Below are 19,481 nucleotides of genomic sequence, written 5' to 3' on the forward strand. Positions count from 1 at the left end.
TAACTGTACAAATGGCCCGTTGTGCTGCACAACAGGCCGTCCTGCACCCGCTAACTGCCCGGACAAGTTAGTGCTGTTTCAGTTTATCTTTATGTTTTGTTAACTGCCGAGCCAGTTTATCAATTAAACCGTCAATGGCGGCGTACATATCCTGACCTTCCGCGCTGGCATGAATTTCGCCACCGTTCACATGCAGTGTTGCATCCGAGATGTGTGTGACCTTCTCCACTTTCAACACAATATAGACCTGATTAATCCGGTCGAAATATTGCTCAAGCTTGGCGAACTTTGTGGTGACAAAGTCGCGCAGGGCCTCAGTGATTTCGACGTTATTTCCAGTGATGTTGAGCTGCATAGTGTCTTCCTTATCGGTTGGGTCAAACCAGCTGTTTGCGCTGGTTAGACGGCGGAATGGATAAAGACTCTCGGTACTTCGCAACGGTGCGGCGTGCCACCATGATACCTTGTTCTGACAGCATAGAGGTTAACTTGCTGTCACTCAGCGGTTTCGCGGGGTTTTCCGCAGCAATTAATTTCTTCACCAGTGCGCGGATAGCTGTAGAAGAGGCTTCGCCTCCACCTTCAGTGTTAACGTGACTGGAGAAGAAATACTTCAATTCAAAAATGCCGCGCGGACTGTGCAGATACTTTTGCGTGGTCACTCGGGAAATGGTCGATTCATGCATCTCGACGGCCTGGGCGATATCGGCCAGCACCATCGGTTTCATATACTCTTCGCCTTGCTCAAAGAAGGCTTGCTGTTGCTCAACGATACAGCGGCTAACGCGCAATAGCGTGTCATTGCGGCTTTCCAGACTTTTAATCAGCCATTTTGCATCCTGCAGGTTACTACGAATAAACTGGCTGTCAGCATCATTGCGCGCGTTATTGCACAGGGCGGCGTAGTGTTGGTTGATCTGTAAACGCGGAATGCTGTCACTGTTGAGTTCGACTACCCAGCGATCGTTATGCTTACGCACCAGCACATCCGGGATGACGTACTCTGGTTCACCGGTCTGGATAGATTGTCCAGGTCTTGGGTCAAGCGACTGGATAAGATTGACGGCTTCTTTCAGCACATCTTCTTTCAGTCGGGTTACGCGCATCAGGGTGCGGAAGTCGTGGTTGGCGAGCAGATCAAGGTGATCGCTGATGATCAGGCGTGCTTCTTCCAGCCACGGCGTGACTTTATCAAACTGTGAAAGTTGGATCAGTAAGCAGTCGCGGAGATCTTTTGCCGCCACGCCCACGGGATCAAAACGCTGAACGCGTTTAAGCACGGCTTCGATTTCATCGATACCGATGTCGTCATCGCCCATGCTGTCGAGAATGTCGTCCAGCGTGACGGTGAGATAGCCCGTTTCGTCGACTGCATCCACAATTGACGTGGCAATAGCACGATCGGTATCTGAGAATGGGGTCAGTTCCACCTGCCACATCAGGTAATCTTGCAGCGATTGCGTGGTTTCACCCTGATACACAGGCAGTTCGTCGTCAATGTAATCCCCGCTGGTGCCAGACGGCGTCCCTGCGGTGTAAATCTCATCCCAACTGGCATCCAGCGGCAGCTCTTCTGGCATCTCTTTTTGTTCGAGTGCGTCAGCCGTATCGAGGGATTCGCTATCCTGCTTTTCCTGGGTATCAATTTCGTCGTGAAGATCGGTTTGCTCGAGCAGTGGGTTACTTTCCAGCGCTTGCTGAAGTTCTTGCTGAAGTTCCAGCGTGGACAACTGCAACAGACGGATAGCCTGTTGTAGCTGAGGCGTCATCGCCAGTTGTTGGCTAAGCCTGAGTTGCAAACCTTGCTTCATGTTCAGAGTTGTTGTCTCCTGCGGTAACGTGAAGTCTACTACCCTATCAGAGTCTGAAGTCTTCCCCAAGGTATACGCGTTTAACGTGCTCGTCCTGCAGGATTTCTGTCGGCGTACCGTGTGCGATCAGGTGTCCCTGGCTCACAATGTAGGCGCGCTCACAAACAGCCAGCGTTTCGCGCACGTTATGGTCGGTAATCAGCACGCCAAGCCCGCTGTCGCGCAGGTGTTCAATAATACGTTTGATATCAATGACGGAAATTGGGTCAACACCGGCAAAGGGTTCATCCAACAGGATAAATTTTGGATTAGCGGCCAGTGCGCGGGCGATCTCCACACGGCGGCGTTCCCCACCGGAGAGTGCCTGTCCAAGGCTGTCACGCAGATGTTCGATATGGAATTCTTCCATCAGCTCATTGGCGCGATCTTCACGCTGCTCGCTGGAAAGATCGTCACGAATTTGCAGTACCGCCATCAGGTTATCAAATACGCTCAGGCGACGAAAAATAGAGGCTTCCTGCGGTAAGTAGCCGATACCGCGACGGGCACGCGCATGCAGGGGTAACAGACTGATATCTTCGTCATCAATGATAATGTTGCCCGCATCGCGCGGGACAATGCCGACAACCATGTAAAAGGTTGTTGTTTTGCCCGCACCGTTAGGGCCGAGCAGACCGACGATCTCCCCGGAGTTGACGGTCAGGCTGACATCTTCCACCACACGACGGCCTTTGTAGGCTTTTGCAAGATTCTTTGCAGTTAATGTTGCCATAACGAATCAGTTACCTTTTTTCTCTGCCGGAGCCTTGGTCTTGTTTTTGTCCTGCAATTGCGACGGAACCAGAACGGTGGTGACGCGTTTGCCTTTCTCACTGAAGGCCTGCATTTTCTGTTCTTTTACCAGATAGGTGATCTTATCGCCCGTGATGTTGCTATCGAGTTGTTCCAGATAAGCCTTACCGGTAAGGACGACGAAATCTTTTGCCAGCTCATAGTGCATCTGTGAGGCGCGGCCTTTAACCGGTTTACCATTGTCCTGCATCTGGTAAAAGGTCGCCGGATTGCCATAACCGTCAATCACTTCTTTACCGTCTTCACCGCCCGGACGCGTGACGACGACCTTATCGGCATTAATTTTGATCGTGCCCTGAGTCACGATGACATTGCCGGTAAACGTCACCACGTTGCCCTGCATATCCAGAGACTGCTGGTCCGATTCAATGTGGATCGGCTGCTCGGTATCGCCAGTGACGGCGAATGCCGGAATGCTGGCGGCCAGAAGTGAGCTGGCAAGCACAAGATTAAGGCTGAGTTTGTTTGTTTTGGATTTCATATGAGGTTCTAACCTTTTCAATCAGCTCGGCGTTCTTGCTGCGTAAGTTGCCGCGCATCTTCAGTCCGCTGGAGTTAAATGTTGTTCCATACAACGTGACCAGATCATCGGAAGTGACATCTTGCGTCACAAGGTTGATCTGCGCGTTATCGGTAGTAATTCTGCGTAGTTGAGAGTCAGGCACCAGCGCGTTAACCTCAACATGGCCATACAGGTACAGCATCCGATCGTTGGTCAATTTGGCTTTATCGGCCTTGATTGACCAGGTCGGTACTTTGTCCTTATCAAACGTGGTTAACACCGGTTGAGTGAACCACGAAACTGCTTGATCTGAATAATATTCAACGTGTTGCGCGATCAAATGATAGCTCAGCGCGCCCTCAGGGCTGTACACGACGGTGTCGGTATGCTCGCTCTTATAGGTTGGCTCGTTGTTATTAACGACAACCTGAGCGGTGTCGTCTTTGTCTGCCAGGTTAATACCAATCATCACAAGGACAGCCAGCGACAGTAGAATGATAACCCAACGTCTGGTTTTGCTCATATCGATTGCCCTTTGGCCTCATCCAGTTTGCCCTGCGCCAGCAGTAATAAGTCGCAGACTTCGCGCACTGCGCCGCGTCCCCCGTCGATACGGGTGACGTAATCGGCCCGCGGGATCAGCAACGGATGAGCATCCGCTACCGCTACGCTTAATCCCACTTTTGCCATCACCGGCCAGTCGATCAGATCATCGCCAACATACGCCACATTCTCAGGCGCGATCGCCAGTTTGCTAAGCAGATCGCCAAAGGCAACCAGTTTGTCCGACTGCCCCTGGTACAGATGTGTGATCCCTAATGTGGCACAGCGATCTTCTACAAGTTTAGCCTTTCGTCCGGTAATAATGGCAACCTCAATGCCAGAAGTGAGCGCGCAGCGAATTCCGTAGCCATCGCGGACGTTAAACGCCTTCAGCTCTTCACCGTTGTTGCCCATATAAATCAGACCATCAGACAGTACGCCATCCACATCAAGGATCAGCAGACGGATGTTTTCTGCTCTGGTGATGACGTCAGTGCTGACGGGTCCATAACAGGTCGCAAGCGACGCACCTGCTTTACTCATTTTCTTTATCCTTGAGTTTCTTACACTACACCTGCACGCAGCAGATCATGCATATGTAACACACCCAGTAACTGGTCGCCATCAGCAACCATTACCGAGGTGATATGGCGGGACTGCATTAAGTTCAGCGCATCAACGGCAAGAATCCCTGGACGCACGCGAATGCCCCCAGGGGTCATCACATCCGCAATACCTAACTGGCGTACATCAACGCCCATATCGAAGACACGACGTAAATCGCCATCCGTAAAGATGCCGTCAATCTTCATCGCGTCATCGCAAATGACGGTCATGCCGAGGTTTTTCCGCGTGATCTCCAGTAAGGCGTCACGCAGGCTGGCGCTTTTGGTCACATGCGGGATTTCGTCTCCCGTATGCATAATATCGTTAACGCGCAACAAAAGCTTACGCCCCAGTGCGCCACCAGGATGAGATAACGCAAAATCTTCTGCGGTGAAGCCGCGTGCTTTTAGTAACGCAACGGCAAGCGCATCGCCCATGACCAGCGTTGCGGTCGTGCTGCTGGTCGGTGCCAGACCTAATGGGCAGGCTTCTTTGGGCACTTTAACACACAGATGGACATCTGCTGCACGCGCCATACTGCTTTCCGGACGACCCGTCATGCAAATAAGGGGGACATGCAGGCGTTTTAACACCGGAATTAACGCTGCAATCTCATTAGATTCACCGGAGTTAGAAATGGCAATCACGACGTCCTGCGGTGACACCATACCCAGATCGCCATGTGCGGCTTCGCCAGGATGCACAAAAAATGAGGGCGTGCCGGTACTGGCAAACGTAGCGGCCATTTTGCGCCCGATATGCCCTGATTTTCCCATTCCCATCACCACGACTTTGCCCGGGCAACTGAAAATCTTTTCACAGGCGAGGGTAAAGTTCTGGTTGATGTACTGATCAAGCTCCGCCAGGCCTTCACGTTCAATTGTCAGGACTTCCTTGCCTGCTTGCTGAAAGTCAAAACCCGGTTGCAACTCTAAGTGCGACATAATGCGTTTCCAGTTATCCAACGAGAAGTGGCGATAACCAATACAGCATCGCCAGCCATATGATAAAACCGCTGGTCAGAAGCGCCCCTGCGCCACGACCAATCTGGCGCGGACGTCGCCAGCAGAGTAATGCAAAAATAACGCTCACCAGCAGCATGACGCTGTAGTCCCGGACGAAGGCCATCGGGTTGACCTCGCCCGGTGTAATCAGTGCAGGTAACCCAAGAACGATAACAATATTAAAAATGTTAGCGCCGATGATGTTACCGACGGCAATATCGCTTTCACCTTTACGCAAACCTGCAATGGCGGTTGCCAGTTCTGGCAGGCTGGTACCAATGGCGACGACCGTCAAACCGATAGTAAGCTCGCTCATGGCAAAGTAATTTGCCAGTACAGTGGCGTTATCAACCACCATACGCGTTGCCATTGGCATAATGATCAGCGCTATCCCCAGCCATAAAAATGCGACAGGCAATCCGCCTTCGCGAGGCAGTTCCGCAACTTGCTCCCGAGTCAGGCTGTCATTGCCCTGGCGTTCTGCCAGACGGGCGATTTTAACAATGAATAGCAGCCATAGCACGGCCAGAAGCAGAAGAAAGAGGCCATCACTGCGGCTTAACTGCCCGTCATACAGAACGGACGCGGCCAAAATGCTTACCAGCAACATTAACGGTAATTCACGACGCAGAACATCGGAATGCACGGTAAAAGGATGAATGAGTGCTGACAGGCCTAAAATAAGAAGAATATTGGTGATGTTGGAGCCGATGGCGGTACCGACGGCTAAATCGAGCTGCCCATTCATTGATGCCGCAACAGAGACAATAATCTCAGGTAGGGATGTGCCGATGCTGACGACCGTCATTCCAATAATGATGGGGGGGATACCGAAGGTGCGGCATAAAATCGATGCAGCAAATACCAGACGGTCGGCACCGTAGACCACCAGAAGTAAACCAATTATTAACAGTGCCGTCGCTAAAAGCATCTAAAGTCCTTTCTTCAGGTATACTCGCCGGTCCACTTGAAGGATCTTCTGGAAGCCGTAACGAATTCTTAATTTTGACTTTATGCGGCTAAAAAGTAAAACAAATGCCAGCTTTCGCTAACCAGGACAGGCAATAATCTGTAAATATGTCGAGTTCAGGGCTAAATTGAGCGCCAACTCTTCGATCAACGAGGCAATAGTAAAGGATGAATCAATGGGTCAGTCTGTGGCGAATCTAGTCGATATGCGCGATGTCAGCTTTTCCCGAGGTGACCGCTGCATCTTTGATAATATTTCCCTGACGGTGCCGCGCGGTAAGGTGACGGCGATCATGGGGCCATCAGGCATCGGCAAAACGACGCTGTTACGTCTGATTGGCGGGCAGATCCCGCCAGATAAGGGCGAAATCCTGTTTGACGGCGAAAACGTCCCAGCCATGTCTCGTTCACGTTTGTACACCGTGCGTAAGCGCATGAGTATGCTGTTTCAGTCCGGGGCGCTGTTTACCGACATGAACGTGTTTGACAACGTCGCTTATCCACTGCGTGAGCATACGACGCTGCCCAAGGCGTTGCTCAAGAGCACGGTGATGATGAAACTGGAAGCTGTCGGCCTGCGTGGTGCGGCAAAACTCATGCCTTCTGAATTATCCGGGGGGATGGCGCGACGTGCGGCATTAGCACGCGCCATTGCGCTGGAGCCAGATCTCATTATGTTTGATGAACCGTTCGTCGGTCAGGATCCTATCACCATGGGTGTGCTGGTGAAGCTGATTTCAGAACTGAACAACGCGCTGGGCGTCACCTGCGTGGTGGTCTCTCATGATGTGCCAGAGGTACTGAGTATTGCGGATTACGCCTATATTATGGCGGACAAAAAGATAGTGGCCTACGGTAGTGCTCAGGCACTACAAGAAAATGCCGATCCGCGCGTGCGTCAGTTCCTCGATGGTATTGCCGATGGGCCGGTTCCGTTCCGCTACCCAGCGGGCGACTACCACACCGATTTACTCAAAACAGGGAGTTAAGCCACCCATGTTGTTAAATGCGCTGGCATCACTCGGACATCGGGGAATAAAAACCCTCAGGACGTTCGGGCGAGCCGGATTAATGTTGTTCAATGCGGTAGTCGGCAAGCCGGAGTTTCGCAAACATGCGCCGCTGCTGATCCGCCAGCTCTATAATGTTGGTGTCCTGTCGATGCTGATCATTATCGTTTCTGGCGTGTTCATCGGGATGGTGCTGGGATTGCAGGGATACCTGGTCCTGACAACCTACAGCGCAGAAACCAGTCTCGGTATGCTGGTGGCGCTGTCCTTGCTGCGAGAACTGGGGCCGGTTGTTGCGGCGCTGCTGTTCGCCGGGCGAGCCGGATCGGCGTTAACCGCGGAAATCGGCCTGATGCGGGCAACCGAACAGCTTTCCAGCCTGGAAATGATGGCGGTTGATCCTCTGCGTCGAGTGGTCTCTCCGCGTTTTTGGGCGGGTGTCATTTCATTGCCGCTGCTGACGATTATTTTTGTCGCTGTGGGGATCTGGGGTGGTTCACTGGTTGGCGTAAGCTGGAAAGGTATTGATGCCGGCTTTTTCTGGTCGGCTATGCAAAATGCCGTCGACTGGCGTCTGGATCTGGTCAACTGTTTGATTAAGAGCGTGGTGTTCGCCATTACGGTCACCTGGATTGCATTGTTCAATGGTTATGATGCGATTCCGACCTCCGCCGGAATTAGCCGGGCTACGACACGCACCGTTGTGCACGCCTCTCTTGCCGTTCTGGGGCTGGATTTTGTGCTGACCGCACTGATGTTTGGGAATTGAGTTCATGCAAACGAAAAAAAATGAAATTTGGGTTGGGGTATTCCTGCTGGTTGCGCTGCTGGCGGCGCTATTTGTCTGCCTGAAAGCGGCTAATGTGACCTCCATGCGTACTGAACCAACCTACACGGTTTATGCGACCTTTGATAATATCGGCGGCCTGAGAGAGCGCTCTCCCGTGCGGATTGGTGGGGTTGTTGTGGGGCGAGTTTCGGATATCTCGTTAGATCCCAAAACTTACCTGCCACGCGTAACGCTGGACATCGAATCGCGCTTTAACCATATCCCGGACACCAGCTCGCTGAGCATCCGCACCTCTGGTCTGTTGGGTGAGCAGTATCTGGCATTAAACGTGGGTTTTGAAGATCCTGAGCTGGGAACGTCTATCCTCAAAGATGGCAGTACGATTCAGGACACGAAATCTGCGATGGTGCTGGAAGATATGATTGGTCAATTCCTCTACAACAGCAACAGTAAAGGTGATGATAATAAGAATTCTGGCGATGCGCCAGCCGCAACTGAAGGCAATAATGAAGCCACTACGCCTGCGGGCGCAACGAAATAATCTCAGGAGAATCGACGTATGTTTAAACGATTGATGATGGTGGCTATGCTGGTCATTGCCCCACTTAGCGTGGCAACCGCAGCGGACCAGACTAACCCGTATAAACTGATGAATGAGGCGGCGCAGAAAACTTTCGATCGTCTGAAAAACGAGCAACCTAAAATTCGTTCCAACCCGGACTATCTGCGTCAGGTTGTCGATCAGGAACTGCTGCCTTATGTGCAGGTTAAATATGCTGGCGCGCTGGTACTGGGTCGTTACTACAAAGATGCCACTCCCGCTCAGCGTGACGCCTATTTCGCCGCATTCCGTGAATATCTGAAGCAGGCTTACGGTCAGGCGCTGGCGATGTACCACGGTCAGACCTATCAGATCGCGCCGGAACAGCCGCTGGGTGATGCGACGATTGTGCCTATCCGCGTAACCATCATCGATCCAAACGGACGTCCGCCGGTGCGTCTGGATTTCCAGTGGCGTAAAAATTCTCAGACCGGTAACTGGCAGGCGTATGACATGATCGCCGAAGGCGTAAGTATGATCACCACCAAGCAAAATGAGTGGAGCGACCTGCTGCGCACGAAAGGTATTGATGGCCTGACCGCGCAGCTGAAATCTATCTCTCAGCAGAAAATCACCCTGGAAGAGAAGAAATAATGACGCAGTCACTCACCTGGACGCGTGAAGGTGACAAGCTGACGCTCGCGGGAGAGCTGGATCAGGACGTGTTAAATCCGTTATGGGATGCACGTATTGAGGCGATGAAAGGGGTCACCTGCATCGATCTGAGCCAGGTTTCCCGGGTTGATACCGGTGGTCTGGCATTGCTGTTGCATCTGGTTGACCAGGGCAAGCAACAGGGGAATCGCGTTTCGCTTACCGGTGTTAACGATAAGGTTTACACCCTGGCACAGCTTTACAATTTGCCTGACGACGTCCTTCCGCGTTAATTTTTGTAGGCCGGATAAGGCCTTGTGCCGCCATCCGGCAAAACCCCTGAAGGGGATCTGCCGCCAAAGCCTTGTCTGATTTATCAGCGAGGCTTTTTGCTTATTTATGACAGCGCCACTTTGCTCTAAGATGTTGGGCTGTTTTCACTATCTGACGAATGAAGAGCCCATGGAAAATAATGAAATTCAGAGCGTGCTGATGAACGCACTCTCCCTCCAGGAAGTCCACGTTTCTGGTGACGGCAGTCACTTTCAGGTTATTGCCGTGGGTGAGATGTTTGACGGCATGAGCCGGGTAAAGAAGCAGCAATCGGTCTATGGCCCATTGATGGAGTATATTGCGGATAACCGCATTCATGCTGTGTCAATTAAAGCGTTTACCCCAGCGGAATGGGCGCGCGATCGCAAACTTAACGGTTTTTGAGCTACGGGTGATATGCCGGTAGCGAAGATGAATTCTTAACAGAGAACAGAATAATGGATAAATTCCGTGTTCAGGGGCCAACCAAGCTCCAGGGCGAAGTCACAATTTCAGGCGCTAAAAATGCCGCGCTGCCGATCCTGTTTGCGGCGCTGCTGGCTGAAGAACCTGTAGAAATTCAAAACGTCCCAAAACTGAAGGACGTAGATACCTCCATGAAACTGCTGAGCCAGTTGGGGGCGAAAGTAGAGCGTAATGGGTCTGTGCACATTGATGCGCGTGACGTTAACGTCTTCTGTGCACCGTACGATCTGGTGAAAACCATGCGTGCATCTATCTGGGCATTGGGGCCGCTGGTTGCGCGTTTTGGTCAGGGTCAGGTTTCTCTGCCGGGCGGCTGTACTATCGGCGCGCGCCCGGTTGACCTGCACATTACCGGTCTGGAGCAGTTAGGTGCCACCATCAAGCTGGAAGAAGGCTATGTGAAGGCGTCCGTTGATGGCCGCCTGAAAGGCGCGCACATCGTGATGGACAAAGTAAGCGTCGGTGCGACGGTCACTATCATGTGCGCGGCAACGCTTGCCGAAGGCACGACCATCATCGAAAACGCCGCACGTGAGCCGGAAATTGTTGATACCGCGAATTTCCTGATTGCGCTGGGTGCGAAGATCACAGGGCAGGGTACCGACCGTATCACCATTGAAGGTGTTGAACGCCTCGGCGGCGGGGTGTATCGCGTTCTGCCTGATCGTATTGAAACCGGGACGTTCCTGGTGGCGGCGGCGATTTCTCGCGGCAAAATTATCTGCCGTAATGCGCAACCAGACACACTGGATGCTGTTCTGGCGAAGCTGCGTGATGCCGGTGCGGATATCGAAGTCGGTGAAGACTGGATTAGCCTCGACATGCACGGCAAACGCCCTAAAGCGGTTAATGTGCGCACTGCGCCACATCCGGCTTTCCCGACCGACATGCAGGCCCAGTTCACGCTGTTGAACCTGGTGGCCGAAGGGACAGGCTTCATTACGGAAACCGTGTTTGAGAACCGCTTTATGCACGTGCCTGAACTGAGCCGTATGGGGGCTCACGCGGAAATCGAAAGCAATACTGTGATTTGTCACGGGGTTGAAACGCTCTCCGGTGCACAGGTAATGGCGACCGATCTGCGCGCGTCAGCAAGTTTGGTGTTAGCGGGATGTATCGCTGAAGGCACAACGGTTGTTGACCGCATTTATCACATCGATCGCGGCTATGAGCGCATCGAGGATAAATTGCGTGCGCTGGGCGCAAACATAGAGCGCATTAAAGGCGAGTAATCGCCTACGCGTGTTGTAACCCCCAGGATCGTTGATCCGGGGGTTGCTGTTTCACCACTACTCAAGACGCTTTTTTTCTTTCCGTACTCTCATCATCCGCGTTCTGTCGATGAATTCATGCGTCCTGGTGTCATGGTAGCGTGACGGCCAAATTACCCACGGGTCTGTTCCCAGTGCTCTCGCGATAATCAATTCACCTTTCGGCCATGGCCGGGTTAACGCATTTGCCAGCGTTGATGAACTCAAGCCATTCTTACGTGACTCAGCGGCCATTGACGTGCCTTTCTTACGTAGCCCCGCGATGATGTCAGCCGGATGCCAGTCAATGAATTTGCTTTCCATAGTTCCACATCTCCTTTGGTTAACCAGTTACGGTTTCACAATCAGCCTGTGGAGTTACTATACGCCTCGAGAACGAATGTTCTAAAATGTTCTCGTAAAGTGCTTGCATATTCAGAATATGCCAAGGTCATACATGTTGTTTGATTATTTTTGTGATTTTTTTAGAGCTTATAAGAATATCCCGTGTGTTGCACGGGATGCTGGGAAGCGAGACGAGGGAAATTAACGGTCGCGCTGTACGGCGATATGCGCCAGGCCAATCAGGGCTTCTTTCCACGGAGTATCTGGAAGTACCTGAAGCGCCGCGATGGCTTTATCGGCTTCTTCTTCTGCACGTTGACGGGTCCATTCCAGTGATCCGCAAGCGTTCATGGCTTCCAGAACCGGCTCCAGAAGGTGGCGACCATTACCTTGCTCAATCGCCTGGCGAATCATTTGCGCCTGCTCAGGAGTGCCGTGACGCATCGCATGCAGTAGCGGTAGCGTAGGTTTACCTTCGTTGAGGTCATCCCCGACGTTTTTACCCAACTGCTCGCCATCTGCGCTGTAATCCAGTAAATCGTCGATAAGCTGGAAAGCGGTGCCAAGGTAACGGCCATAATCCTGCAGGCCTTTCTCTTGCTCATCGCTACAACCTGCAAGGATACCTGAACATTGGGCCGCGGCTTCAAACAGACGAGCCGTCTTGCTGTAGATAACACGCATATAGTTTTCTTCGGTGATATCCGGGTCATTGACGTTCATTAACTGCAGGACTTCGCCTTCAGCAATAACGTTGACCGCTTTAGACATCACTTCCAGCACTTTCAGCGAACCGAGGCTGGTCATCATCTGAAAGGCGCGGGTATAGATAAAATCGCCGACCAGAACGCTGGCCGCATTACCAAAGGCTGCATTCGCCGTGGCTTTCCCACGGCGCATATCGGATTCATCCACTACATCGTCATGAAGCAGGGTCGCGGTGTGGATAAACTCGATTAAGGCAGCGATCGTGACGTGGGCATTTTCCTGATAACCAACAGCGCGCGCCGCGAGTACAGCGATCATTGGACGAATGCGTTTTCCGCCGCCGCTCACGATGTAGTACCCCAATTGATTGATCAACTGGACGTCGGAATTGAGCTGTTCAAGGATTGTCGCATTGACCCCCGCCATATCTTGCGCGGTTAACTCATTGATTTTTTCTAAATTCATCGCAAAAGCCGGGCTTCTCGCCCCGATTACCTCACTATTTGAGAAGGTAACGTCGGGTTTAGGGTTAGAAATATATGCTGATTGTACTGAAAAAACGCCGCAGATAAACGTTACGGTACACGTTGTGTTTTTTTTCTTCATGTATTGACGGTAGCACTTGTCAAAGGCTCGCGTTTTGCGTAATATTCGCGCCCTATTGTGAATATTTATAGCGCACTCTGAATCATCAAAAAGGTGTGCGCGGAAGCGGAGTTTTTTATGTACGCGGTTTTCCAAAGTGGTGGTAAACAACACCGAGTAAGCGAAGGTCAGACCGTTCGCCTGGAAAAGCTGGACATCGCAACTGGCGAATCTGTTGAGTTCGCTGAAGTTCTGATGATCGCAAACGGTGAAGAAGTCAAAATCGGCGTTCCTTTCGTTGATGGCGGCGTTATCAAAGCTGAAGTCGTTGCTCACGGTCGTGGCGAGAAAGTTAAAATTGTTAAGTTTCGTCGTCGTAAACACTACCGTAAGCAGCAGGGCCATCGTCAGTGGTTCACTGATGTGAAAATCACTGGCATCAGCGCTTAAGTTAAGGGGAGCAGATTAAATGGCACATAAAAAGGCTGGCGGCTCGACTCGTAACGGTCGCGATTCAGAAGCTAAACGTCTGGGCGTAAAACGCTTCGGCGGTGAAACAGTTCTGGCTGGTAGCATCATCGTTCGTCAACGTGGTACTAAATTCCACGCTGGCTCCAACGTTGGTTGCGGCAAAGACCACACTCTGTTTGCTAAAGCAGACGGTAAAGTGAAATTTGAAGTGAAAGGCCCGAAAAACCGTAAATTCATCAGCATTGTTGCTGAATAAGTTTTTCGCGTCCCGGTAACGGATAAAAGCCCCGCAACACGTTGCGGGGCTTTTTACATTCGACGACCGGTAAATACGCTCGTCGCGCGTGACAACCCGGAAACGAGCCCTTGCAGGGAATACGGCATGAAGCAGCAGGCAGGCATTGGTATTCTGTTAGCACTCACAACGGCTGTCTGTTGGGGGGCTTTACCAATAGCGATGAAGCAAGTGCTGGAGGTGATGGAGCCTCCTACCGTGGTGTTTTACCGTTTTTTAATGGCAAGTATTGGCCTTGGCGCTATTCTTGCGGTTAAAAAAAAGCTCCCTCCATTGCGTATTTTTCGCAAAGCGCGTTGGCTGGTACTGCTGGCTATCGCTACCGGTGGGCTGTTCGGTAACTTCATTCTGTTTAGTTCATCCTTGCAATATTTAAGCCCAACGGCTTCGCAGGTTATCGGTCAACTGTCACCTGTTGGTATGATGATCGCCAGCGTCTTTATCCTGAAGGAGAAGATGCGCGGCACGCAGATTATTGGCGCTATTATGCTTCTGAGCGGATTGGTGTTGTTTTTTAATACCAGTCTGATCGAAATTTTTACCCGGCTGACCGATTACACCTGGGGCGTGATCTTTGGTGTCGGTGCCGCGACGGTTTGGGTGTGTTATGGGGTCGCGCAAAAGGTGTTATTGCGCCGGCTGGCATCACCGCAGATCCTGTTTTTACTGTACACTTTATGTACGATAGCGTTGTTGCCGCTGGCTAAACCCGGTGTAATAGCGCAACTCAGCGACTGGCAGCTTGCCTGCCTCGTGTTCTGCGGCCTGAATACGCTGGTAGGATACGGTGCCCTTGCGGAAGCAATGGCTCGCTGGCAGGCGGCGCAGGTGAGCGCCATAATTACGCTCACGCCGCTGTTTACGTTGTTATTTTCAGATTTATTATCACTGGCCTGGCCCGATTTCTTCGCCAGACCGATGCTAAACCTTTTAGGTTATCTCGGTGCGTTTATCGTGGTTGCGGGCGCGATGTATTCCGCCATTGGTCATCGAATTTGGGGCGGTTTACGTAAGCATGAAACGGTGGTTTCGCAACCCCGCTCAGGCGAATGATTTACGGAGAGTAAAATGAAGTTTGTTGATGAAGCATCGATTCTGGTCGTTGCAGGCGATGGCGGTAACGGTTGTGTCAGCTTCCGCCGCGAAAAATACATCCCAAAAGGCGGTCCGGACGGTGGTGACGGTGGTGATGGCGGTGACGTCTGGCTGGAAGCCGACGAAAACCTGAACACGCTGATCGATTACCGTTTTGAAAAATCATTCCGTGCGGAACGTGGTCAGAATGGCGCAAGCCGTGATTGCACCGGTAAGCGTGGTAAAGATGTCACGATTAAAGTGCCTGTCGGTACGCGTGTTATCGATCAGGGCACGGGCGAAACCATGGGCGACATGACCAAACACGGTCAGCGTCTGATGGTCGCTAAAGGCGGCTGGCACGGTCTGGGTAACACCCGTTTTAAATCGTCGGTCAACCGTACCCCGCGTCAGAAAACGATGGGTACACCTGGCGATAAGCGTGACCTGATGCTGGAGCTGATGCTGCTGGCAGACGTGGGTATGCTGGGTATGCCAAACGCCGGTAAATCGACGTTTATCCGTGCAGTGTCTGCGGCGAAACCGAAAGTGGCGGATTATCCGTTCACCACGCTGGTACCGAGCCTCGGCGTTGTGCGTATGGACAACGAAAAGAGCTTCGTGGTTGCCGACATTCCGGGTCTGATTGAAGGCGCGGCTGAAGGCGCTGGTCTTGGTATCCGCTTCCTGAAGCACCTGGAGCGTTGCCGCGTGTTGCTGCACCTCATTGATATCGATCCGATTGACGGTTCCGATCCGGTAGAAAACGCCCGTATCATTATTGGCGAACTGGAAAAATACAGTCAGGATCTGGCGTCTAAACCACGCTGGTTAGTGTTCAATAAAATTGATTTGATGGACAAAGCTGAAGCGGAAGAAAAAGCGAAAGCCATCGCTGAAGCGCTGGGCTGGGAAGGTAAATATTACCTGATCTCTGCCGCCAGCCAGCTGGGTGTGAAGGATCTTTGCTGGGATGTGATGACCTTTATCATTGAGAACCCAATCGTTCAGGCTGAAGAAGCGAAACAGCCGGAGAAAGTTGAGTTCATGTGGGATGATTATCACCGCCAGCAGCTCGCTGAAGTCGAAGACGAAGCGGAAGATGACTGGGATGATGATTGGGACGAAGACGACGAAGAAGGCGTTGAGTTCATTTACAAGCGTTAATCCCAATAAAAACCCCGGCCATGTTGCCGGGGTTTTTGTTTCCAGGACGCGCTGTAGGCCGGATAAGGCGCGTTTGCGCCGCCATCCGGCAAAAATACTCAGTTATTTTGATATATATCTTTGTACAGCCGACTCTCGAAGCGCACCAGTGGAATACGGCGGTTGCGCTGGTCTGCAGGCTCTACCGCATAGCCAGACAGATACTGCACGAACGCCATGCGTTGCCCGCTGGCGGTGGTGATGAACCCCGCGAGGTTGTACACCCCTTGAAGTGAGCCTGTTTTCGCTGAAACCTTACCATCAACACCAGCCTGATGCAGACCCGCACGGTATTGCAGGGAGCCATCGTGGCCAGCCAGCGGTAGCATGGTGATAAAGTTCAGCTCATTGTCATGCTGCGCGATGTATTGCAGCACCTGCATCATGGTCGCCGGGGCAATCAGGTTATGGCGAGAGAGACCAGAGCCGTCGGCAATAATCGTGTTGCCAATATCGACGCCCGCCTGCTGACGCAGGATCTGACGTACGGCATCTGAACCTGCCCGCCAGGTGCCCGGTACGTTAAATCGCGCATGGCCAATCATGCGAAAAACGGTGTCGGCAATCATGTTGTCTGATTTTTTCAGCATAATCTTAAGCAGATCATGCAACGGTGCTGATTGTTTGCTGGCGACTACGGTTCCCGGTTCGTTGACCTGCGTCTGGCGCAGCAGAGTACCGCTGTAAGTGATCCCTGCTTGTTTTAGCTCATCTTTGATAATCGCCCCGGCATAGCTGGCTCCGTCCTGAATGGCGAACGCCAGCGGCAGCGGATCGGCTCGTTGGGGCAGGCATCCGGTCAGCGTATAGCGGTTGAGATCGCCGGGAACCACATCCAGTTCACAATATTGCGCTTCCGCAGAACCTCGGGCGAGAGTACGCACTTGGCTGAACATGGTGACCGGGTAATAAGATGCCACGCGAATAAAGGCGAGATCGTTGGGTTTTTGCGCGCTGTAGAGTGAAACCGAGAAACAGTTACGATCGACAATGGCTGCTGCGGGCGGTGCGCTAAAACACTGCGTCATGTCGTTCCAGGGCCAGCCAGGGGCTTTATCATGACTGGCGAAAATAGAGGTGTCGATCAGAACATTTCCGGCAATTTGCGTCACGCCTGATTTTTTCAGGGTTGCCACCATATTGCGGATATCCTGACGTTTTAGCGTCGGATCGGCACCAAATCGCGCCACTAAGTCACCTTTTAATACCCCGCCTTCCACGTTGCCTTTCGTCTCAAGCGTGGTGGTAAAACGAAAGTCCGGCCCGAGCTGAATCAATGCCGCCAGCGCGGTGATCACTTTCTGGGTACTGGCGGGGAGTGCCATCTGCTGGCTATGAAAATCAATAGCAGGAGCAGGAGCGCCAACCTTCTGTACCATAAGGGCGAGGTTGGCCCCGGCAGGGAGCTGATTGATATACTCGTCGACGTTCGCAGCCTGAACGCTGAACGCTATACTGGCAGTCAATCCAATAGTAAATCTGGAAAATCGCATAATCTCGCGCTAACAACCTGGAAACAGGCCGTCATACTACGGCGCAACGCCCCAAAAAGTAAACGATGACCCATAGGGAACTCCAGGGTAAAATGAACATCAAATGGAGAATTGTAGCTGACCTGGGACCTCGTGCCCCGGGTCGGTATTTTTTTGCTTCTGACTCTGGCATGGCGTATGCCAGGGTGGGCTTAGCAGCCGGGGTGAGGACAACCACCCCCTACAGGAATGTTCAAGAGGTATAACAAATGCAAGCTATCCCGATGACCTTACGTGGTGCTGAAAAACTGCGCGAAGAACTGGATTTTCTTAAATCTGTGCGTCGCCCTGAAATTATTGCCGCGATCGCGGAAGCGCGTGAACACGGTGACCTGAAAGAGAACGCGGAGTATCACGCGGCGCGTGAACAGCAGGGATTCTGCGAGGGTCGCATTAAAGATATCGAAGCCAAACTGTCTAACGCGCAGGTTATTGACGTCACTAAAATGCCAAATAACGGCCGCGTTGTGTTCGGTGCGACGGTTACCGTTCTGAATCTTGATAACGATGAAGAGCAGACCTGGCGCATTGTGGGCGATGATGAGGCCGATTTTAAACAAAACCTGATTTCGGTGAACTCACCTATTGCTCGTGGCCTGATTGGTAAAGAGCAGGATGACGTGGTGGTTATCAAAACGCCGGGCGGCGAAGTTGAGTATGAAGTGACGAAGGTCGAATACCTGTAAGAATTTCCCAATACTCAAGATGTTGATGTATTGTAAAGAAAGGAAAAAGGCCGCATAGCGGCCTTTTATCAACGAAGAGAGCGTGGCATTTTGCTCTCCTGCTAGCGGAAATTCCCGCGTTTTACACAAACTTCGTGTTCAACTTTGGGATATTCTTAGCGTGGCAGCGAGATTTTACGTTCTTTAGTCGGGCGATACAGTACCAGCGTTTTGCCGATGACCTGTACATTGCAGGCGCCGGTTTCGCGTACGATAGCTTCCACGATCAAGGTTTTAGTATCGCGATCTTCCGAGGCGATTTTCACCTTGATAAGCTCATGGTGCTCTAACGCTTGTTCAATCTCGGCCAGTACCCCTTCGGTCAAACCATTATTGCCAAGCATAACTACAGGCTTGAGCGGATGTGCCAGACCTTTCAGGTGCTGTTTTTGTTTAGTACTCAGATTCATCGTATATTTTTGCTTACGTTGGGATTGAAAACGGGTCATTCTACCGCCATCTCCCATATATCGCCAAATAGCTGTGTAGATATTTACACCATTGGTTACGATGAACTGCCCGATGGGAAAGTGAAATGACAGGTAAAAAGCGTTCTGCCAGCTCGAGTCGCTGGCTTCAGGAACACTTTAGCGATAAATATGTTCAACAGGCACAGAAAAAGGGGTTACGTTCCCGTGCCTGGTTTAAACTTGATGAAATACAGCAAAGTGACAAAATTTTTAAACCGGGGATGACGATTGTTGACCTCGGCGCTGCACCCGGTGGCTGGTCGCAATATGCGGTTACGCAGATCGGAAACAGCGGCCGCATTATCGCTTGCGATCTTTTACCTATGGATCCAATCGTTGGTGTGGACTTCCTTCAGGGCGACTTTCGTGATGAATTAGTCCTGAAAGCGTTACTTGAGCGTGTAGGTGACAGTAAAGTACAAGTTGTCATGTCTGATATGGCGCCAAATATGTGTGGAACACCGGCGGTGGATATTCCCCGGGCCATGTATCTGGTTGAACTGGCACTTGGAATGGCTCGTGATGTATTAGCGCCAGGTGGTAGTTTTGTAGTGAAGGTGTTCCAGGGCGAAGGCTTCGATGAGTATCTAAGAGAGATTCGCTCCCTGTTTACGAAGGTCAAAGTTCGTAAGCCGGACTCTTCTCGCGCCCGTTCGCGTGAAGTGTACATTGTAGCGACCGGGCGTAAACCATAACCGGTAGATTTCAAACGAAAGTTTGAAAGACACTGGATATAGAGT

General features: G+C 51.8%; 25 protein-coding genes. 13 read left to right on the forward strand and 12 right to left on the reverse strand.

The features are described from left to right. Positions 1-67: 67 nt before the first annotated feature. The 8 genes from hpf to FDX24_RS19215 are packed head-to-tail and all read right to left on the reverse strand — an operon-like array spanning position 68 to position 6,249. Positions 68-355, reverse strand: a complete 288-nt coding sequence (hpf, locus tag FDX24_RS19180; RefSeq protein ID WP_005121327.1) for a ribosome hibernation promoting factor — start codon at positions 353-355, stop codon at positions 68-70. 22 nt (positions 356-377) lie between these two features. Continuing rightward, positions 378-1,811: an RNA polymerase factor sigma-54 gene (rpoN, locus tag FDX24_RS19185; RefSeq protein WP_048213426.1), complete on the reverse strand. Its 1,434-nt coding sequence runs from the start codon at positions 1,809-1,811 to the stop codon at positions 378-380. Positions 1,812-1,857: 46 nt separating this feature from the next. Beyond that, positions 1,858-2,583: an LPS export ABC transporter ATP-binding protein gene (gene lptB / locus FDX24_RS19190; protein WP_048213425.1), complete on the reverse strand. Its 726-nt coding sequence runs from the start codon at positions 2,581-2,583 to the stop codon at positions 1,858-1,860. Between the two features lie 6 nt (positions 2,584-2,589). Continuing rightward, a complete protein-coding gene (lptA, locus tag FDX24_RS19195; RefSeq protein WP_048213424.1) occupies positions 2,590-3,144 on the reverse strand; it encodes a lipopolysaccharide ABC transporter substrate-binding protein LptA in 555 nt (184 codons plus the stop codon). Next, complete coding sequence (gene lptC / locus FDX24_RS19200) at positions 3,113-3,688, reverse strand: LPS export ABC transporter periplasmic protein LptC (protein WP_048213423.1); 576 nt, start codon at positions 3,686-3,688, stop codon at positions 3,113-3,115. Before lptC ends, lptA begins: the two co-directional genes overlap by 32 nt. Next, positions 3,685-4,251, reverse strand: coding sequence for a 3-deoxy-manno-octulosonate-8-phosphatase KdsC (gene kdsC, locus FDX24_RS19205; RefSeq protein ID WP_005121322.1), 567 nt, complete (start codon positions 4,249-4,251; stop codon positions 3,685-3,687). The genes lptC and kdsC overlap by 4 nt, the downstream gene beginning before the upstream one ends. 20 nt (positions 4,252-4,271) lie before the next feature. Continuing rightward, positions 4,272-5,258, reverse strand: a complete 987-nt coding sequence (gene kdsD / locus FDX24_RS19210) for an arabinose-5-phosphate isomerase KdsD (RefSeq protein ID WP_048213422.1) — start codon at positions 5,256-5,258, stop codon at positions 4,272-4,274. A gap of 13 nt (positions 5,259-5,271) precedes the next feature. Further along, positions 5,272-6,249, reverse strand: a complete 978-nt coding sequence (locus FDX24_RS19215) for a calcium/sodium antiporter (RefSeq protein WP_048213421.1) — start codon at positions 6,247-6,249, stop codon at positions 5,272-5,274. A gap of 214 nt (positions 6,250-6,463) precedes the next feature. On the opposite strand from FDX24_RS19215, the gene mlaF reads away from it, so the two are divergent. The 7 genes from mlaF (at position 6,464) to murA (ending at position 11,312) form a co-directional block, all read left to right on the forward strand. After that, positions 6,464-7,276 (forward strand): phospholipid ABC transporter ATP-binding protein MlaF, encoded by an 813-nt coding sequence (gene mlaF / locus FDX24_RS19220; RefSeq protein ID WP_048213420.1) that lies wholly within the window; start codon positions 6,464-6,466, stop codon positions 7,274-7,276. Between the two features lie 7 nt (positions 7,277-7,283). Then, positions 7,284-8,066 carry a lipid asymmetry maintenance ABC transporter permease subunit MlaE gene (mlaE, locus tag FDX24_RS19225; protein WP_048213419.1) on the forward strand — a complete coding sequence of 261 codons (783 nt, stop codon included), beginning with the start codon at positions 7,284-7,286 and terminating at the stop codon, positions 8,064-8,066. A gap of 4 nt (positions 8,067-8,070) precedes the next feature. Then, the gene (gene mlaD / locus FDX24_RS19230) at positions 8,071-8,628 is read left to right on the forward strand and encodes an outer membrane lipid asymmetry maintenance protein MlaD (protein WP_048213507.1); all 558 of its coding nucleotides are present in this window, start codon (positions 8,071-8,073) and stop codon (positions 8,626-8,628) included. Positions 8,629-8,646: 18 nt separating this feature from the next. Beyond that, entirely contained in the window at positions 8,647-9,282 is a 636-nt protein-coding gene (gene mlaC / locus FDX24_RS19235; RefSeq protein WP_040234134.1) for a phospholipid-binding protein MlaC, read from the forward strand. Beyond that, complete coding sequence (mlaB, locus tag FDX24_RS19240; protein WP_101741914.1) at positions 9,282-9,575, forward strand: lipid asymmetry maintenance protein MlaB; 294 nt, start codon at positions 9,282-9,284, stop codon at positions 9,573-9,575. The genes mlaC and mlaB overlap by 1 nt, the downstream gene beginning before the upstream one ends. A gap of 169 nt (positions 9,576-9,744) precedes the next feature. Further along, positions 9,745-9,999 (forward strand): BolA family iron metabolism protein IbaG, encoded by a 255-nt coding sequence (gene ibaG, locus FDX24_RS19245; protein WP_005121314.1) that lies wholly within the window; start codon positions 9,745-9,747, stop codon positions 9,997-9,999. Between the two features lie 53 nt (positions 10,000-10,052). Next, entirely contained in the window at positions 10,053-11,312 is a 1,260-nt protein-coding gene (murA, locus tag FDX24_RS19250) for a UDP-N-acetylglucosamine 1-carboxyvinyltransferase (RefSeq protein ID WP_048213416.1), read from the forward strand. Positions 11,313-11,369: 57 nt separating this feature from the next. On the opposite strand, the gene sfsB is transcribed toward murA, so the two are convergent. After that, complete coding sequence (gene sfsB, locus FDX24_RS19255; RefSeq protein WP_048213415.1) at positions 11,370-11,654, reverse strand: DNA-binding transcriptional regulator SfsB; 285 nt, start codon at positions 11,652-11,654, stop codon at positions 11,370-11,372. A 222-nt stretch (positions 11,655-11,876) separates the two neighbouring features. Further along, positions 11,877-12,848 carry an octaprenyl diphosphate synthase gene (gene ispB, locus FDX24_RS19260; RefSeq protein WP_048213414.1) on the reverse strand — a complete coding sequence of 324 codons (972 nt, stop codon included), beginning with the start codon at positions 12,846-12,848 and terminating at the stop codon, positions 11,877-11,879. A gap of 258 nt (positions 12,849-13,106) precedes the next feature. On the opposite strand from ispB, the gene rplU reads away from it, so the two are divergent. The 4 genes from rplU to cgtA all read left to right on the forward strand — a co-directional run bounded on the left by rplU (position 13,107) and on the right by cgtA (position 15,975). Then, on the forward strand, positions 13,107-13,418 hold the full coding sequence (gene rplU / locus FDX24_RS19265; RefSeq protein WP_003025032.1) for a 50S ribosomal protein L21: 312 nt from the start codon (positions 13,107-13,109) through the stop codon (positions 13,416-13,418). 19 nt (positions 13,419-13,437) lie between these two features. After that, entirely contained in the window at positions 13,438-13,695 is a 258-nt protein-coding gene (gene rpmA, locus FDX24_RS19270; RefSeq protein WP_003025030.1) for a 50S ribosomal protein L27, read from the forward strand. Positions 13,696-13,821: 126 nt separating this feature from the next. After that, on the forward strand, positions 13,822-14,787 hold the full coding sequence (locus tag FDX24_RS19280) for a DMT family transporter (protein WP_048213413.1): 966 nt from the start codon (positions 13,822-13,824) through the stop codon (positions 14,785-14,787). 15 nt (positions 14,788-14,802) lie between these two features. After that, positions 14,803-15,975 (forward strand): Obg family GTPase CgtA, encoded by a 1,173-nt coding sequence (gene cgtA, locus FDX24_RS19285; protein ID WP_003828732.1) that lies wholly within the window; start codon positions 14,803-14,805, stop codon positions 15,973-15,975. A 98-nt stretch (positions 15,976-16,073) separates the two neighbouring features. On the opposite strand, the gene dacB is transcribed toward cgtA, so the two are convergent. After that, the gene (gene dacB / locus FDX24_RS19290; protein ID WP_061068688.1) at positions 16,074-17,507 is read right to left on the reverse strand and encodes a serine-type D-Ala-D-Ala carboxypeptidase; all 1,434 of its coding nucleotides are present in this window, start codon (positions 17,505-17,507) and stop codon (positions 16,074-16,076) included. A gap of 248 nt (positions 17,508-17,755) precedes the next feature. On the opposite strand from dacB, the gene greA reads away from it, so the two are divergent. After that, complete coding sequence (gene greA, locus FDX24_RS19295; protein WP_003025019.1) at positions 17,756-18,232, forward strand: transcription elongation factor GreA; 477 nt, start codon at positions 17,756-17,758, stop codon at positions 18,230-18,232. Positions 18,233-18,387: 155 nt separating this feature from the next. Here the strand turns inward: greA and yhbY are convergent, their stop codons facing one another. Then, positions 18,388-18,681 carry a ribosome assembly RNA-binding protein YhbY gene (gene yhbY / locus FDX24_RS19305; RefSeq protein ID WP_003025016.1) on the reverse strand — a complete coding sequence of 98 codons (294 nt, stop codon included), beginning with the start codon at positions 18,679-18,681 and terminating at the stop codon, positions 18,388-18,390. Between the two features lie 125 nt (positions 18,682-18,806). Here yhbY and rlmE point away from each other — a divergent pair, with 125 nt between their 5' ends. Then, positions 18,807-19,436: a 23S rRNA (uridine(2552)-2'-O)-methyltransferase RlmE gene (gene rlmE, locus FDX24_RS19310; protein WP_004106110.1), complete on the forward strand. Its 630-nt coding sequence runs from the start codon at positions 18,807-18,809 to the stop codon at positions 19,434-19,436. The last annotated feature ends 45 nt before the right edge of the window (positions 19,437-19,481 follow it).

The organism is Citrobacter sp. wls716, from assembly GCF_005280975.1.
GTDB lineage: Bacteria > Pseudomonadota > Gammaproteobacteria > Enterobacterales > Enterobacteriaceae > Citrobacter > Citrobacter youngae.